Consider the following 15790-nt stretch of genomic DNA (forward strand, 5'->3'; position numbering starts at 1 on the left):
GGTGTCGTGAGCGACGAGCATCGGGAGACGGGTACGGGGTGGCCGCAGCCGGTGGAGCCGGTGCGTCCGCCGGGGCCGGCGGGTGAGCCGGATCCGCGGCCGGACGCGCCGGATGCGGACGAGTTGAGTCCGTTGGTGCCGGGGGAGCCGTCGCGGGAGCAGCCGTCGGAGTCGGGTGACGACGACGGGGCGACGGTGAACCTGGCGGAGGTGGCGTCGGCTGAGGTCGGGCCCTCGGCGGGTCCGGCGGGGCGGAGGGTGTCGTCGGCGGCGGTGATGATCGCGGCGTTGCTGGCGTTGTTGGGGTTCACGTTGGTGGTGCAGTTGAAGACGACCTCGACGGATCCGACGTTGGCGGCGACCCGGCAGGAGGACCTGGTGCGGATCTTCTCGGATCTGGATTCCCGGGAGAAGCGTCTGCAGCAGGACATCGAGGGCCTGGAGGACAGTCAGCGGCAGTTGCGTTCGGGTGAGCAGGGTCGGCAGGCGGCGTTGGAGGAGGCGACGAAGCGGGCCGACGAGTTGGGGATCCTGGCGGGTACGTTGCCGGCGCGGGGGCCGGGGTTGGCGGTGCGGTTCGAGCCGGGTGGTAAGCCGATCCGGGCGGACCGGGTGTTGGACGCGGTGCAGGAGTTGCGGGGTGCGGGTGCGGAGGCGATGCAGATCTCGGGTGGGGATCGGGCGTCGGCGCGGATCATCGCCTCGACGTACTTCCTGGACGGGGCGGGGGACGTGTTGGTGGTGGACGGGCGGCCGTTGACGGGTCCGTACACGATCACGGTGATCGGTGATCCGGAGACGATGCGTACCGCGTTGAACATTCCGGGCGGGGTGGCCGCATCGGTTCGCGGTGACGGCGGTAACGTGAGCGTCGAGGATCGTGAGGTTGCCGAGGTTTCGGCGCTGCACGCGCCGTTGAAGCTGGAACACGCCCGTCCGGTCTCCTGACCGGCGCGGCCGCGCCGGGTGGTCCCGGTGCACCGATGGATGAGGGACGCGCTGGTGATTCCTGAGGATCTGCGTTACACCGCCGAGCACGAGTGGGTGGTGGGTGCCGAGGGCGGTAACGTTCGGGTGGGTATCACCCAGTTCGCGCAGGATGCGCTGGGTGACATCGTGTTCGTCCAGTTGCCGGACTCCGGTGCGGTGGTGGAGGCCGGTGAGTCGTTGGGCGAGATCGAGTCGACCAAGAGCGTGTCGGAGATCTACGCGCCGGTGAGCGGGACGGTGGCGGCGCGCAACGAGGCGTTGGCCGACACTCCTGAGGTGATCAATTCTGATCCGTACGGTGCGGGTTGGTTGGTGGAGATCGTGCCGGCGGATCCGGCGGCGGTGGACGGGTTGTTGACCGCTGCCGCGTATCGTGAGCTCACCGAGAGCTGAGTGGTGTCGTGCCGGGCGCGGGTGTTTTTGCCGCGCGTCCGGTTGCCCTGCATTTCGGCGCTGGCTAGGCTCGCCCAGTCGACCGAGAACCCCAAATTGGTGCAGTGTTGGGTGATTGCCTTTCGTGGGCAGGGGGAGCCAGCCGTCGGGTGATCTTCCCGGGGGCCGTACCCGCCGTTATCCTGTGCTGACCGAAACTGATCCGTGAGGTGGTCCCATGACGCGCCCAGGCGACGAGTTCCCCCCGCTCGACGTCACTTCGACGCTCAATCTCGGTTCGTTGGACGAAGTGCTGGAGGGTCCGGACACCGATGTGGTGCCGAGTCGGATGTCCGGCTCGTTGCCGCCGGGTATGGCGCTGCTGGTGGTTCGTCGGGGCCCGAATGCGGGTGCCCGGTTCCTGTTGGACCATGATGTGACGACGAGTGGCCGGCATCCGGACAGTGACATCTTCCTGGACGATGTGACGGTGTCGCGGCGGCATGCGGAGTTCCATCGGGATTCCGGGACGTTCACGGTGCGGGATGTGGGGAGTCTGAACGGCACCTACGTGAACCGTGAGCGGGTGGAGGCGGCCACGTTGAGCAATGGTGACGAGGTGCAGATCGGTAAGTTCCGGGTGGTGTTCATCGCCGGTCCTCGCCCGGAGGAGGAGGCCGGCCGGGGGTGAACGAGCCTGCGGCCTCCATGCCGTCCGGGGCGGCCCGGTCGCACCCGCTGATGAGTATCGGTGAGGTGTTGGGTCAGCTGCGGGTGGAGTTTCCGGACGTCACGATTTCGAAGTTGCGGTTCCTTGAGGCCGAGGGTCTGGTGGAGCCGCAGCGGACGGCGGCGGGGTACCGGAAGTACAGCTGGGATGATGTGGCCCGGTTGCGGTTCGTGGTGACTGCGCAGCGTGATCAGTATCTGCCGTTGCGGGTGATTCGTGAGCAGTTGGCGCAGTGGGACGGTGGTGAGGAGGCGCCGGGTCGGCAGCGGCCGACGTTGGTGGCGGTGGGTCCCGGTGGTGAGGTGCCGGGCCGGTCGGCGGAGGAGCCTGAGTCGCAGGTGCGGCTCGGGCGGGCCGATCTGGTGGCGCGTAGTGGGATCGCCGAGTCGACGTTGGGTGAGTTGGAGCGGCTCGGGGTGTTGGTGCCGGATCCGCCGGGGTGGTATGACGCGGATGCGTTGATCATCGCGCGGGCGGTGGCGGGTTTGGCGGCGTACGGGTTGGAGCCTCGTCATCTGCGGGGTTACCGGTCGTCGGCGGATCGTGAGGTGGGTTTGTTCGCGCAGTTGGTGGCGCCGTTGGCGCGGCAGTCTGATCCGGCGGCGCGGGCGCGGGCGGCGGAGACGGCGCGGGAGTTGGTGGCGTTGTCGCAGCAGTTGCATGCGGCGTTGGTGCGGGTGGGGTTGCGGTCGACGTTGGGTCGGTGAGGGGTTCGGCTGGTGTGTGCGGAAGGTTCTGCCCCGGGAAGCGTGCCGTAGGCTTGCCGGGGTAACCCCTTTTCCGGCGCGGTGCGGGGCTGGTGCGGTGGGGACTGCCGTGTCGTGGTCCGTGTACCGTGCAGGGACGGGGCGCGGTGCGGGTGTAGGCGACAACGACACGGAGGCGGCGGTGCGCGAGCTGAGCGTGGTCGGGGTTCGGGTGGAGCTGCCCAGCAACCAACCGATCGTCCTGCTCAGGGAGGTCGAGGGCGACCGCTATCTGCCGATCTGGATCGGTGCGGTCGAGGCCACGGCCATCGCCTATGAGCAGCAGGGGGTCAAGCCGGCCCGGCCGTTGACGCATGATTTGTTGCGGGACGTGCTGGCGGCGTTGCAGGCGCCGTTGCGGGCGGTGGAGATCACGGAGTTGAAGGAGAACGTCTTCTACGCTGATCTGTTGCTGGGTGACGGGGTGCGGGTGTCGGCCCGGCCGAGTGATTCGATCGCGTTGGCGTTGCGGGTGGGTGCGCCTATTCGTTGTGCGGAGCAGGTCCTCAGTGAGGCGGGGATCGTGATTCCCGACGAGCAGGAGGATGAGGTGGAGAAGTTCCGGGAGTTCCTGGAGCAGGTGCGTCCGGAGGATTTCGCGGGCTGATCGTGGCTTCGTCGTGGGTGTCGCGGTGGCGATGCCGGTGTTGTGGTGTGTCGTCGCGCGGCGTGTCGCGGCGGTTTCTCCGTGGTAACCGCTTGGTGCGGCGTTAGGGTTGCCGTGTCGAGGGGTGTGCGTCGGTCGCACCGGCGTGTTACCGCACTGACGGGGAGGTTGTCGGGATGCACGAGCCGCGGGAGCCTGAGCCAGGTGTTGAGCGGGGCGAGTCGGTGGCACCGTCGGTGCCGGTGGACGGTGACGGTGCGGTCGGTTACCGGGGTGTGACGGCCTGTCATGCGGCGGGGATCAGTTACCGCCAGTTGGACTACTGGGCGCGGACGACGCTGGTGGTGCCGAGTGTGCGGGACGCGTCGGGTTCGGGGACGTCGCGGTTGTACTCGTTCCGCGATCTGGTGGTGTTGAAGGTCGTGAAGCGGCTGCTGGACGCCGGGGTGTCGTTGCAGAACATCCGTAAGGCGATCGAGGCGTTGCGGTCGCGGGGGGTGGAGGACCTGGCGGGGATCACGCTGATCTCGGACGGGACGACGGTGTACGAGTGCCGGTCCCCGGAGGAGGTGGTGGATCTGTTGCAGGGTGGTCAGGGGGTGTTCGGGATCGCGATCGGTGGGGCGTTCAAGGAGATCCAGGGTTCGTTGTCGCATCTGCCGGCGGAGCCGGCGGTGCCGGGTGGTGGTGAGGTGGTTCCGGCGGTGCAGGAGGGTGTGTCGTCGGAGGTGGTGGGTGATGAGTTGGCGGCGCGGCGGGCGCGGCGTCGGGCGGGTTGATCGGGGTGGTGTGGACGCCGCGGCCGGGTTCCGGTCGCGGCGTCGTCGTGTCCGGGTGGTGCCGGGTGTCGGATCGGTGTGGTGGGTGGCCGGTGGTGGTGCCGGGGGTGGGGCGGGTCGTCGTTGTCGTCCATAAGGGACGTTCCGGGGTGGAGTGCCCTTGTTGACAGGTGTGGTCCGGCCAGGAATCCTGTCCAGGGCGATCACCAGAGACACCGATCGGGTCACGGTGAGTGACGGTTGGTGGTGGCGTCGAGCTGATGCGTGGAGCATGGTGCGGGGGTCGCATCCGTGGTCCCGCCGAGGACGGGAAACGAACCGAAGTGCACATCGATCACTATGTCGGCCTGGGTTCCGCGCGGGCCGGCGGTGCTGTCGCCGATCATGCCGCCGAGTTGCGTTGCCCGGTCACCGCCGCGTCGCCTGCCGAGCCGGTCGGCTCCGACGGGGACGTGCTGGCCGAGGCGACGGAGTTCCTGGAGGCGTTGCACGCCGAGCGGGAGTTGCCGGGGTTGGCGGCGCGGCTGGCGGAGGTGCGGGAGGAGGTCGCGGTGACCGGCTCGTACCGGCACACCCGGGAGGAGTTGGAGTACGGGGCGAAGGTGGCGTGGCGGCAGTCGGCGCGGTGTGTGGGTCGGGTGCGGTGGGCGGGGTTGCGGGTGCGGGACCGTCGGCACGTGACGACGGCGGCGGGGATCGCGCAGGAGTTGGCGGCGCATCTGGCGGCGGGGGACAACGGGGGTCGGATCCAGTCGGTGATCACGGTGTTCGCGCCGGACCGGCCGGGGGTGGGTCCGCGGGCGCGGATCTGGAACGACCAGTTGGTGCGGTACTGCGGTCATGTGCGCGCCGATGGTGGGGTGTTGGGTGATCCGGCGCAGGTTCCGATGGTGCGGGCGGCCCGCCGGTTGGGGTGGCGTCCGCCGCCGGTGCCGGGTCGGTTCGATCTGTTGCCGTGGGTGATCGAGACGGCGCAGGAGTCGCCGTCGGTGTGGGAGGTGCCGCGGGAGTTGGTGCGGGAGGTGGCGTTGACCCACCCGGATCATCAGTGGTTCGCGGATCTGATGCTGCGTTGGCATGCGCTACCGGTGATCAGTAACATGCGTCTGCGTATCGGCGGGGTCGACTACAGTTGCGCGCCGTTCAACGGTCACTACCTGGGTGACGAGATCGGGACCCGGAACATGGGCGACCGGGAGCGGTACGACCAGTTGCCGGTGGTGGCGGCGGGGTTGGGGTTGGACACGTCGCGGGAGGACACCCTGTGGCGGGAGCATGCGGCGTTGGTGTTGAACCAGGCGGTGCTGCACTCGTTCCGGGTGGCGGGGGTGCGGGTGTCCGATCCGCACACCGAGTCGGAGTTGTTCATGAAGTTCTGTGCGCAGGAGGAGCGGGCGGGTCGGCCGGTGCACGGTGACTGGTCGTGGTTGAACGGGAGTGTGGGGTGGGCGGCGTTGCATGCGGTGCATCACCGTTACTACGACACCCGGGTTCCGAATCCGAATCTCTGGCAGACTGACCGCGTTTACGACCCGGATGGTGTGGTGGCGATGACGTTGCGTGAGCGTCACGACGTGGCTCGCGCGCAGGAGGACTGACGATGGACAACGCGGCGTTGCGCCAGAGTTGGAGCCAGTTCTCCGCCGCCGGGCCGGAGGCGGCGAAGTATTTCTATGCCACGTTGTTCGTGGTGTCGCCCGAGGCGCGGTCGATGTTCCCGACGAACATGCAGTACCAGGAGGACAAGCTCCTGGCCGCGTTGGGGCACATCATCACCAGTTTGGACGATCCGGAGGCGTTGACGGCGTTCGCGCAGCGGTTGGGTGCGGATCACCGGCGGTTCCACGGCCACGACCAGCGGGGTAACCCGGTGGTGTTGGGTGAGCGGCACTACATCTGGGTGGGTCAGGCGTTGCTGGCCACGTTGGAGCGTTTCCTCGGCCCGTACTTCACGCCGGCGTTGCGGGCGCAGTGGGCGGCGGCGTACGAGCTGGTGGCGAAGATGATGCTCGACGGGGCGGCGGAGGCGGAGCGGTCGTCGCCGCCGCACTGGGAGGCGGAGGTGGTGACGGCGGAGCGTCGCCGCGCCGACATCATGGTGTTCACGGTGCGTCCGAACTATCTGTGCAACTACCGGCCGGGGCAGTCGTTGCCGGTGCAGGTGCCGCAGTTGCGGACGTGGCGGTACCTGTCGCCGGCGAACGCGCCGCGGGCGGACGGGACGATCGAGTTCCACGTGCGGGCGGCGGGCCGGTTCTCCACGTATCTGGTGCGCCGGTTGCGGGCGGGGGAGCGGTTGTTGTTGGGGCATCCGACGGGGTCGGCGTTGTCGTCGTACGACCGGTCGCCGCACCTGCCGTTGTTGCTGATCGCCGGTGGGACGGGGTTGGCGCCGTTGCGGGCGGTGGTGGAGGCGGTGCAGCAGGGCGCGGGGCGGCGTACGACGCTGGTGGTGGGGGGTCGTACCCCGGATGACCTGTACGACGAGGCGGCGTTGTCGCGGTTGGCGGCGATGCCCCCGGCGGCGGGGTGGCAGCACACGGGCACGGGCTGGTTGCGGTATGTGCCGACGGTGGAGACGGGGTGGGGTTGGCAGGGGGCGATCGGTCGGGCGGGTGACACGGCGGTGCGGTTGGGGCCGTGGGCGGACACGGAGATCCTGGTGTGTGGGAGTCCGGAGATGACCCGGGAGACGGTGGCGATGCTGGTGCGTGCGGGTGTGGCGCCGGAGCAGATCCTGACCGAGAGCTATGATCATTCTCTCTATCCGCCGCTCGCCGAGGCCGGTGCCGTGGGCCCGCGCGACTTCAGTGGGACAGGTGCCCGATGAGCGTCGACCACTCCGACCGGGTTTTGGCCGAGCAGGGTGAGATCGCCCGCCAGTTGTCGGTGTTGGAGGAGCGGCGGTTCCGGGGCAGCCACTGGTTGTCCGCCGACGAGGTCGCGGCGGTGGTGCGGGCGGCCGACGACCGGATCGGGTTGTTGACGGCGGAGTTGGAGCGGCAGCGGCGGGAGAACCAGGGGCTGCTGAGTCAGGTGGAGATGCTGCGGCACGGGACGTTGCCGAGCACCGCGCCGCAGGGGCCGGATCCGATGACCGTCGAGTTGGCGATGCGGGCGCAGGACGAGGCGAACCGGACGATCGGTGAGGCCAGCGCGGAGGGCGCGGAGATCATCGCCGATGCGCGGCGGCAGGCGGAGGAGATCCTCGCCGATGCGCACCGGCGGGCCGGTGAGGCGGGTTCGGCGGTTGTGCCGGCTGCCGTGCCGTCGCCGGAGTTGGCAGGGAAGTTGCAGGCGTTGGAGGAGCGGCACGCGGCGGCGTTGGCGGCGGTCGCGGCGGCGCAGCAGCAGCTGAACCGGTGGCAGTCGTATCTTGCGGCGCAGTCGGAGCAGCTGCGGGCGGACGCGGCGGCGGCCGGTGGGGCGAGCGCGCAGCTGCGGGCGGTGCTGGGCGGCTGACCCCCGCCGGCCACCACGCGCGCCTGTGCGGGTCGCCGCCGGTGGGGTCGCTGAGGCAGCATGGGACGGGTGACGGAGACGATCGACGCGGTGGCCGCCCTGGTGGCGGCCGGTGGGGTCGTGGTGGTGAGTGGGGCGGGCCTGTCCACCGAGTCGGGTATCCCCGACTACCGGGGGCCGACGGGTGCGGCCCGCCGGCACACGCCGATGACGTACCAGGCGTTCGTCGGGGATGCGGCGGCGCGGCGACGCTACTGGGCGCGTAGCCACCTGGGGTGGCGCACGATCGTGGGGGCGACGCCGAACGACGGGCACCGGGCGGTGGCCCGGTTGCAGGCCGCCGGCCTGGTCGACGGGGTGATCACGCAGAACGTCGACGGTCTGCACACGGCGGCGGGCAGCGGGCAGGTGGTGGAGTTGCACGGCCGCCTGGACACGGTGGTGTGCCTGCGCTGCGGTGACCGGTCGTCCCGGGCGGAGCTGCACCGGCGGCTGGTGGCGGCGAATCCGGGGTTCGACGCGACGGTGGCGGTGGTGAATCCCGACGGTGATGTTGATCTCGATGACGCCCGGGTGGCCGGGTTCCGGATGGTCGACTGCGGCTGTTGTGGCGCGGGGATGCTGAAACCGGACGTGGTGTTCTTCGGGGAGTCGGTGCCCGTGGCGCGGGTGGCGCGGTGTTTCGCGATGGTCGACGCGGCGCGGTCGGTGCTGGTGCTGGGGTCGTCGTTGACGGTGTTGTCGGGGCGGCGGTTCGTGCTGCGGGCGGCGAAGTCGGGTATTCCGGTGGTGATCGCCAACCAGGGTCCCACCCGCGGTGACGGGTATGCGGTTCTGCGGGTGGACGCCCCGCTGGGGTGGTTCCTGCCGGCGCTCGCCGACCGGGTGGCGGCGGTCGTGCCCCCCGGGTCGGGTCTGGTGCCGGCCGGCTGACCTCCGCGCGGGCGGGGGTACGACATCCGCCGGTAACGGGGGCGCTGGTAGCGTTGACCATGCCGACACCACCCGCGCGGGAGAGATCGCCCAGCAGTATCCGGGCGGCGCCGAAGGGGCAGATTCTCCCCGGAACCTCTCAGGCAGAAGGACCGCGACGGGCAGGCACTGTGGAGCGCCCTGCGGCGTGACTCAGGGGGAGGCCGATCCGTCGACCTCGCCGCCTGAGTCAGGAGCGTCACGCATGACCGTAGAGCAGTTCGCCGACCGGCACATCGGTCCGGGTCCGGACGACGAGCGCCGCATGTTGGAGGCCGTCGGGTACGGGTCGATCGACGAGCTGATGGACGCGGCGATTCCCGAGGTGATCCGCTGGCACGGGGCGTTGGATCTGCCGGCGCCGGCCACCGAGCGGGAGGCGATCGCCGAGCTGCGGGCGTTGGCGTCCCGTAACACGGTGGCGGTGTCGATGATCGGTCTGGGCTACCACGGCACCCACACCCCGGCGGTGATCCGCCGCAACGTGCTGGAGAACCCGGCCTGGTACACGGCGTACACGCCGTACCAGCCGGAGATCAGTCAGGGCCGGTTGGAGGCGCTGCTGAACTTCCAGACGATGGTGACGGACCTGACCGGCCTGGCGACGGCGAACGCGTCGATGCTCGACGAGGCGACCGCGGCGGCGGAGGCGATGACGTTGGCGCGGCGGGCGTCGAAGAGCCGCAGCGCCGTGTACGTGGTCGACGCGGACGCGTTGCCGCAGACCGTCGCGGTGCTGTGTGGGCGGGCCGAGCCGTTGGGTATCGAGGTGCGGGTGGTGGACCTGGCCGTCGAGGAGTTGCCGGCGGAGTTCTTCGGGCTGCACCTGCAGTATCCGGGGGCGTCCGGTGCGGTGCGGGACCATGCGCCGCTGGTTGCGGCGGCGCATGCGGTGGGCGCGTTGGTGACGGTGGCGGCGGACCTGTTGGCGTTGACGCTGCTGCGGGCGCCGGGGCGCATCGGGGTGGACATCGCGGCGGGCACCACGCAACGGTTCGGGGTGCCGATGGGCTTCGGGGGGCCGCACGCCGGTTACCTGGCGGTGCGGGCCGGGTTGGAGCGGATGCTGCCGGGTCGGCTGGTCGGGGTGTCCCGGGACGCGGCCGGTGAGCCGGCGTACCGGTTGGCGTTGCAGACGCGGGAGCAGCACATCCGGCGGGAGAAGGCGACCAGCAACATCTGCACCGCGCAGGTGCTGCTGGCGGTGATGGCCGGCATGTACGCCGTGTACCACGGGCCGGACGGGCTGCGGCGGATCGCCGACCGTACCCGGTCGATGGCGCTGCGGTTGGCGGCGGGGCTGCGCGCCGGTGGCGTCGAGGTCGTCGAAGGGGTGTTCTTCGACACGGTGACGGCGGTGGTGCCGGGTCGCGCGGGGCAGGTGGTGGCGGCGGCGCGGGAGCGGGGGGTGAACCTGCGGCTGGTCGACGCCGACCGGGTGGGGGTGTCGTGTGACGAGACGACCACCGGGGAGCACCTGGCGGTGGTGTGGGAGGCGTTCGGGGTGGACCCGGTCGTCGGTGACGTGGCGGAGGCGTTGCCGGCCGGGTTGGCGCGGGACACCGATTTCCTCACCCATCCGGTGTTCCGCAGCCACCATTCGGAGACGGCGATGCTGCGGTACCTGCGTCGGCTGGCGGACTTCGACTACGCCCTGGACCGGGGCATGATCCCGTTGGGGTCGTGCACGATGAAGCTGAACGCGACCACCGAGATGGAGCCGGTGACGTGGCCGGAGTTCGCGCACCTGCACCCGTTCGCCCCGGACGAGCAGACCGCCGGTTACCGGGAGCTGGTCGGGCAGTTGGAGGGGTGGCTGGCGGAGGTCACCGGGTACGACGCGGTCAGTGTGCAGCCCAACGCCGGGTCGCAGGGGGAGTTGGCCGGGTTGTTGGCGATCCGCGCGTACCACCGGGACCGGGGTGACGGTCACCGGGACGTGTGTCTGATCCCGTCGTCGGCGCACGGCACGAACGCCGCGTCGGCGGTGATGGCCGGGATGCGGGTGGTGGTGGTCGGGTGTGACGCCGACGGCAACGTCGACCTGGTCGACCTCGACGCGAAGATCGACAAGCATCGGGACGTCCTCGCGGCGATCATGGTGACGTACCCGTCGACGCACGGGGTGTACGAGACGGGCATCGCGTCGCTGTGCGCGAAGGTCCACGACGCCGGCGGCCAGGTGTACGTGGACGGGGCGAACCTCAACGCGCTGGTCGGGTTCGCCAAGCCGGGCCGGTTCGGTGCGGACGTGTCGCACCTGAACCTGCACAAGACGTTCTGCATTCCGCACGGTGGGGGCGGGCCGGGGGTGGGTCCGGTGGCGGTGCGGGAGCACCTGGCGGCGTACCTGCCGGGTGACCCGTCGGGTGCCCGGGTGCAGGGTGCGCCGGCGATCTCGGCGGCCCGGTACGGGTCGGCGGGCATCCTGCCGATCCCGTGGGCGTACCTGCGGATGATGGGCGCGGCGGGCCTGGCCCGGGCGACGGGGGTGGCGGTGCTGGCCGCGAACTACGTGGCGGTGCGGCTGCGCGACCACTTCCCGGTGCTGTACGCGGGCAACAAGGGCCTGGTGGCGCACGAGTGCATCCTGGATCTGCGTCCGCTGTCGAAGGCGACCGGGGTGAGTGTCGACGACGTGGCGAAGCGGCTGATCGACTACGGGTTCCACGCGCCGACGATGTCGTTCCCGGTGGCGGGGACGCTGATGGTGGAGCCGACCGAGAGTGAGGACCTGGCCGAGCTGGACCGGTTCTGCGCCGCGATGATCGCCATCCGGGCGGAGATCGACGAGGTGGCCTCGGGCGGGTGGCCGGCGGGGGACAATCCGCTGAGCAACGCCCCGCACACCGCGGCGATGGTGTCCGGGGACGAGTGGCCGCACCCGTATCCGCGGTCGGTGGGCGCGTACCCGGCCGGGGTGGACCGGGTGGGGAAGTACTGGCCGCCGGTGCGGCGTGTCGACGGCGCGTACGGCGACCGGAACCTGATGTGTTCGTGTCCCGCGCCGGAGGCGTTCCAGGACTGAGGCGCGGTGCCGGGGCGGCGGTCGTGTGCCGCCCCGGTGCGGCGACCGGGGGAGGGCGGCCCCCCGCGTGGGGGCTAGCCTGGTGCGACGGGTCGGCGTCGCCGACGCATCGTGATCAGGTCAGGCGACGAGGGCGTGCCGGGCCGGCCCGCGGTGCGGGGCGATGGTGCTGCCGTCAGGGAGGAGTTCACCGGTGTCCTCGAAGAGGATGACACCGTTGCAGAGCAGGCTCCAGCCCTGCTCAGGGAAGCAGGCGATGACTCGGGCGGCGTCCCGGTCGGTCGCTTCGGCGGAGGGACAGGGGATCTGGTGCTGGCACATCGGGTTCTCCGGACTGTGGGGGCACTGTGTCATGGTTCACATGACCAGTGACGCACAGTACCAAGGGACGGCGCACCGGATCGAGCAGGCTTCCGCCATGTTGCCCGGAAATCCGCTGAACGGATGAGGAAGAATCAGCCACCCGGCGTGGAAACGCTCCCAACGGCCCCGGTCGACGTACCCGCAGTGCCGGCACCGTGCCGCAGCGTGCTCGTCGAACGGGACCGCTACGAATGGCGGATCACCGACGGTGGTGACCCGGCCGCGCAGATCACCGCTTTCCTCACCGCCCACGGCCTGCCCGTCGACGACCTGACCCGCCCGGCGACCCACCGCACCGACGGCCCCTGCGGCGCCGCCCTGTTCGTCTCCGCCGCCGCCGGCGCCCGGATGGCCGACGCACCCACCGGCCCCGCGAGCCCCGTGCCCGCCCTGCCCGACGTCGCCGTCGTCGTCTACGACCACGGCCCCCGCCGCCCGCCCCCCACCGCACCGGCGCCCGAGCGGCTACGGCTCGGACCCTGGCGGGACAGCTGGACCGGCACCCGGCACGCCGACGCCGTGCGTGCCGTCCGCGCCGCCATCGGCCGCGGCGACGTCTACCAGGTCAACGTGGTCGGCCACGCCGCCGCCACCTACACCGGTGACCCCCGCCCCGCCCTGGCCCGCCTCGCCGGACTGCCCGGCGCCCGCTACGGCGGCACCCTGCACGGCGACGGCTGGAGCATCGGCTGCGCCTCACCGGAAACCCTCGTCGCCGTGCACGCCGGCCGGGTCGTCACCCGCCCCATCAAGGGCACCCGCCCCGCCACCCCCGCCGGCCGCCGCGACCTGCTCGCCTCCGCCAAGGAACGCGCCGAACACATCATGATCGTCGACCTGGAACGCAACGACCTCGCCCGGATCGCCCGCACCGGCTCGGTGACCGTCGACGACCTGTTCACCGTCCGCCGCTGGTGTGACCTGTGGCAGGCCGAGTCGACCGTGTCGGCGGCCCTCGCCGACGGAACCGGCCTGACCGACCTGCTGCGCGCCACCTGCCCCGGCGGCTCGGTCACCGGCGCGCCGAAACACGCCGCGCTGACGCTGATCGCCGCCGTGGAACCCGTCGGCCGGGGCGCCGGCATGGGCGCGTTCGGCTGGATCGGCCCCGGCCACCTCGACCTGGGCCTGACCATCCGCACCGCCGCCGCCGACCACGACCGGCTGCACCTGTGGGCCGGCGGCGGCATCACCTGGGACAGCGACCCCGCCGCCGAGGTCGCCGAGGCCGCCGCCAAGGCCGCCCCGCTACGGGCCCTGCTCGCCGCCGGCTGAGCACACCCGGGCCGTTAGGGTGACGGGCATGCACGTCGAGTACAGCGGCACCGGTGACCCCGCCCGCAGCCTCGCCCTGCTGTGGCGCACCCGCGAACGGGTCAGCCGCAGCGGCGACCTCGGCGTCGACCAGATCGTCCGGGCCGCCATCGACGTCGCCGACGCCGAGGGTCTCGCCGCGTTGTCCATGCGCCGGGTCGCCGAACGTCTCGGCGTGGGCACCATGTCCCTCTACACGCACGTGCCCGGCAAGGGGGAACTGCTCGACGTCATGCTCGACACCGTGCACGGCGAAACCCCCCGCCCCACCGACGTCCCCGGCGGCTGGCGCGGCCGCCTGGACCGCATCGCCCGCGACAAGTGGGCGCTGTACCTGCGCCACCCGTGGCTGCTGCAGGTCGCCACCACCCGCCCCCCGCTGGGCCCCCAGGTCACCGCCCGCTACGACTACGAACTACGCGCCGTCGAGGGCACCGGCCTGACCGACCTGGAGATGGACGCGGTGGTCACCCTCGTCGACTCCTACGTCCACGGCGCGGTGCGCGGCGCGGTGGAGGCCGCGCAGGCCACCGGCCGCACCGGCCTCACCGATCAACAGTGGTGGCACGCCCACGCCCCCTACCTGGAGAAGGTCATGGACCCGGCGCGGTTCCCCACCGCCGCCCGGGTCGGCGCCGCCGCCGGGCAGGAGTACCAGGCCGCCACCGACCCGACCCGCGCCTTCGAGTTCGGCCTGGCCCGCGTCCTGGACGGCATCGCCGCCCTGATCGCCGACCGGTGCGCCGGGTCACCGCCACCGGTGACCCCCCGATAGCCTTCCCGACATGACCGTACGCCCGATCCGGATCATCGGTGATCCCGTCCTGCGCACCGCCTGCACCCCGGTGACCCGCTTCGACGCCGCCCTGCAGCAGCTCGTCGACGACCTGATGGACACCCTCACCGGTGAACCCGGCCGGGCCGGTGTCGCCGCCCCCCAGATCGGCGTCGACGCCCAGGTGTTCGTCTACGACGCCGACGGCCACCGGGGACACCTGATCAACCCCACCATCGAGCTGTCCGACGACGTCCAGGACGACGATGAGGGCTGCCTGTCCATCCCCGGCCTGTACTTCCCGACCCGCCGTGCCCTGCACGCCACCGTGCACGGCGTCGACCGGCACGGTGACCCGCTGACCATCTCCGGCAGCGGCTTCCTCGCCCGCGCCCTGCAACACGAGACCGATCACCTCGCCGGCCGGCTCTACGTCGACACCCTGCGCGGTGACATCCGCCGCAAGGCCCTGCGGGAGATCCGCGCCGGCCGGTTCGACTCACCCCGCCGACGCGGCTGACCCCGCCCCGACGGTCAACGTGTACTCACCGAACCCGGCGACCCGGGTGAACCCCAACCGTTCGTAGAGGCGCACCGCGCCCGTGTTGTCGGCGTGCACGTTCAACGTCACGTGGTCGACGCTGCCGGCCAGCCGGGCACACAACGCGGCCACCACCGCGGCGCCCAGACCCCGCCTGCGCGCCTGCGGACGGGTGGTCACGTTCCCCACCGCCGCCACCCGGTACGTCGGCGACCACACGTGCACCCCGGCCACCGCCAGCAGGGCGTCACCCTGACGTATCCCCACGTAGTGGCCGGTGTCGAGCATCCGCGCGTCGAACCAGTTCCCCGGGTACGCCACCGCGTACAGGTCCCGCAACGCCGGCAGGTCCGCGGCGTCGAGCACCTCACCCGCGGCGGTGGTGCCGGCGAGCCGCCCCGGGTCGGTCAACGCCATCCGCAGGTGCGCCCCGGCCGGGGTGAGGACGTACCGGCCCGCGAGGACCCGCTCCAGGCCGGGGGACAGGTGCGCGTACAGGCGGGCCGGCAGCACCGGGGCCACCTCGTCGAGCAGCGCCGCCATGGCCGCGCCGTCGCGCTGCGCGGCGAACGCCAGCAGCACCGGCTCGGCCGCCCCGTGGTAGAGCAGCACCACCTGGTCACCGCGCCGGAACCACGACGTGTACGGCCAGAAGAAGTCGTCCAGGTCACCCAGCTGGTAGGCGTGCAGCACCGGATCACGGCGCAGCAGCGCGGCCAGCACGGCACGGTCGTGTTCGGCGCGGACCGGCACCGGTCAGCAACGACCCGTGGGAAGGTTCTCGTCGGCCCACCGGGCCAGCTCGTCCAGCGCCGGCAGCAGGGCCGCGCCCCGCCCGGTCAGCTGGTAGCTGACGCCCAGCGGGGGGCCCTCGCGCACCGTGCGGCTGACCAGGTCCACCCGGGCCAGCTCACCGAGCCGGTCCGACAGCACCGACTCGCTGATGCCGGGCAGCGCCCGCGTCAGCTCGGCGAAGCCGGCCGGCCCCTGGGCGAGGGTGCCGAGGATCATGCCGTTCCACCGCTTGCCGAGGAACGCGAACGCCCGGGACAGCCCCCCGGGGCAGGCGCGGGGCCCGCCGTCGGTCGGGGAGCACGTCGTCATCGTCCCA

The 15790-nt window shown here is 71.5% G+C and carries 17 protein-coding genes and 1 riboswitch; of the genes, 14 read left to right on the forward strand and 3 right to left on the reverse strand.

The features are described from left to right. Positions 1–6 precede the first annotated feature (6 nt). The 11 genes from ACN265_RS13770 (at position 7) to gcvP (ending at position 11686) form a co-directional block, all read left to right on the forward strand. Entirely contained in the window at positions 7–948 is a 942-nt protein-coding gene (locus ACN265_RS13770; RefSeq protein ID WP_204928328.1) for a DUF881 domain-containing protein, read from the forward strand. A gap of 54 nt (positions 949–1002) precedes the next feature. Beyond that, positions 1003–1383 carry a glycine cleavage system protein GcvH gene (gene gcvH / locus ACN265_RS13775; protein ID WP_204928412.1) on the forward strand — a complete coding sequence of 127 codons (381 nt, stop codon included), beginning with the start codon at positions 1003–1005 and terminating at the stop codon, positions 1381–1383. Positions 1384–1600: 217 nt separating this feature from the next. Next, a complete protein-coding gene (gene odhI / locus ACN265_RS13780; protein ID WP_067311506.1) occupies positions 1601–2053 on the forward strand; it encodes an oxoglutarate dehydrogenase inhibitor Odhl in 453 nt (150 codons plus the stop codon). 50 nt (positions 2054–2103) lie between these two features. After that, the gene (locus tag ACN265_RS13785; protein WP_421411484.1) at positions 2104–2799 is read left to right on the forward strand and encodes a MerR family transcriptional regulator; all 696 of its coding nucleotides are present in this window, start codon (positions 2104–2106) and stop codon (positions 2797–2799) included. Positions 2800–2980: 181 nt separating this feature from the next. Then, the gene (locus ACN265_RS13790) at positions 2981–3445 is read left to right on the forward strand and encodes a bifunctional nuclease family protein (protein WP_088647333.1); all 465 of its coding nucleotides are present in this window, start codon (positions 2981–2983) and stop codon (positions 3443–3445) included. Between the two features lie 176 nt (positions 3446–3621). Further along, positions 3622–4224 carry a MerR family transcriptional regulator gene (locus ACN265_RS13795; RefSeq protein WP_421407864.1) on the forward strand — a complete coding sequence of 201 codons (603 nt, stop codon included), beginning with the start codon at positions 3622–3624 and terminating at the stop codon, positions 4222–4224. A 395-nt stretch (positions 4225–4619) separates the two neighbouring features. Next, positions 4620–5822: a nitric oxide synthase oxygenase gene (locus ACN265_RS13800; RefSeq protein ID WP_420115367.1), complete on the forward strand. Its 1203-nt coding sequence runs from the start codon at positions 4620–4622 to the stop codon at positions 5820–5822. Between the two features lie 2 nt (positions 5823–5824). Then, complete coding sequence (locus ACN265_RS13805; protein WP_204928326.1) at positions 5825–7054, forward strand: globin domain-containing protein; 1230 nt, start codon at positions 5825–5827, stop codon at positions 7052–7054. Continuing rightward, complete coding sequence (locus ACN265_RS13810) at positions 7051–7686, forward strand: hypothetical protein (RefSeq protein ID WP_421407865.1); 636 nt, start codon at positions 7051–7053, stop codon at positions 7684–7686. Before ACN265_RS13805 ends, ACN265_RS13810 begins: the two co-directional genes overlap by 4 nt. 60 nt (positions 7687–7746) lie before the next feature. Beyond that, complete coding sequence (locus tag ACN265_RS13815; protein ID WP_421407867.1) at positions 7747–8619, forward strand: NAD-dependent protein deacetylase; 873 nt, start codon at positions 7747–7749, stop codon at positions 8617–8619. Between the two features lie 67 nt (positions 8620–8686). Next, positions 8687–8784: riboswitch (glycine riboswitch) on the forward strand. A gap of 79 nt (positions 8785–8863) precedes the next feature. Next, positions 8864–11686 carry an aminomethyl-transferring glycine dehydrogenase gene (gene gcvP, locus ACN265_RS13820; protein WP_421407868.1) on the forward strand — a complete coding sequence of 941 codons (2823 nt, stop codon included), beginning with the start codon at positions 8864–8866 and terminating at the stop codon, positions 11684–11686. A 120-nt stretch (positions 11687–11806) separates the two neighbouring features. On the opposite strand, the gene ACN265_RS13825 is transcribed toward gcvP, so the two are convergent. After that, entirely contained in the window at positions 11807–12007 is a 201-nt protein-coding gene (locus tag ACN265_RS13825; RefSeq protein ID WP_421407871.1) for a DUF5999 family protein, read from the reverse strand. Between the two features lie 123 nt (positions 12008–12130). Between ACN265_RS13825 and ACN265_RS13830 the strand changes: the two genes are divergently transcribed. Genes ACN265_RS13830 through def form a run of 3 tightly spaced genes read left to right on the forward strand, consistent with a single transcriptional unit; the run spans position 12131 to position 14658 of the window. After that, positions 12131–13324: a chorismate-binding protein gene (locus tag ACN265_RS13830; protein WP_421407873.1), complete on the forward strand. Its 1194-nt coding sequence runs from the start codon at positions 12131–12133 to the stop codon at positions 13322–13324. A gap of 28 nt (positions 13325–13352) precedes the next feature. Continuing rightward, positions 13353–14138, forward strand: coding sequence for a TetR/AcrR family transcriptional regulator (locus ACN265_RS13835; RefSeq protein ID WP_204928321.1), 786 nt, complete (start codon positions 13353–13355; stop codon positions 14136–14138). 10 nt (positions 14139–14148) lie between these two features. Beyond that, entirely contained in the window at positions 14149–14658 is a 510-nt protein-coding gene (gene def / locus ACN265_RS13840) for a peptide deformylase (RefSeq protein ID WP_421407876.1), read from the forward strand. Here def and ACN265_RS13845 read toward each other — a convergent pair. Next, the gene (locus ACN265_RS13845; RefSeq protein ID WP_420115362.1) at positions 14638–15432 is read right to left on the reverse strand and encodes a GNAT family N-acetyltransferase; all 795 of its coding nucleotides are present in this window, start codon (positions 15430–15432) and stop codon (positions 14638–14640) included. The two genes, def and ACN265_RS13845, sit on opposite strands and share 21 nt — an antisense overlap. Before the next feature lie 3 nt (positions 15433–15435). Next, the gene (locus ACN265_RS13850; protein ID WP_204928318.1) at positions 15436–15783 is read right to left on the reverse strand and encodes a winged helix-turn-helix transcriptional regulator; all 348 of its coding nucleotides are present in this window, start codon (positions 15781–15783) and stop codon (positions 15436–15438) included. Between the last annotated feature and the right edge of the window lie 7 nt (positions 15784–15790).

The sequence above is a fragment of the Micromonospora sp. WMMD730 genome, from assembly GCF_049178955.1.
Lineage (GTDB): Bacteria > Actinomycetota > Actinomycetes > Mycobacteriales > Micromonosporaceae > Micromonospora > Micromonospora wenchangensis.